Here is a 359-nt window from a genome sequence, read left to right on the forward strand (position 1 = left end):
CAGGCCGCAACGGGGGATTCAATGCAGTTGATTCTCTGGCAAGCACTCTTCTACATCCTTGGCGCTGCTGGTCTGTTTGCGATCGGCGGCCTTCCGCTGCGCACCTACATGCTTATCCGCAATGCTAAGACCTTCGTCCGGCCGGCCCGGCAAATCGGTATTCTCTTGACCGCCTCGTTAGTTGCTGCAGTTCTTGCAAGTCATTTTCTACTGCAACTCGCAAAATGCCTTTTGGGCTATCACTGCTCCGCAAATGCCGCCGGGGGTTGGATCAATGCAGGTTTCATTGGCGCTATCTATTTGTTTTTTGAGATCGTGGCGCTTGCCTGTCGCTGGTTTGGCAGTCGCCATGTTGCAGC

At 54.3% G+C, this 359-nt stretch carries 1 protein-coding gene; it reads left to right on the top strand.

The window, feature by feature from the left end; translation table 11 throughout:
* Positions 1-21: 21 nt before the first annotated feature.
* The coding region (locus tag J5837_RS00005; RefSeq protein WP_210534678.1) for a hypothetical protein at positions 22-359 on the top strand (338 nt) is incomplete at its 3' end.

The sequence above is a fragment of the Pseudoxanthomonas helianthi genome (genome assembly GCF_017939625.1).
Lineage (GTDB): Bacteria > Pseudomonadota > Gammaproteobacteria > Xanthomonadales > Xanthomonadaceae > Pseudoxanthomonas_A > Pseudoxanthomonas_A helianthi.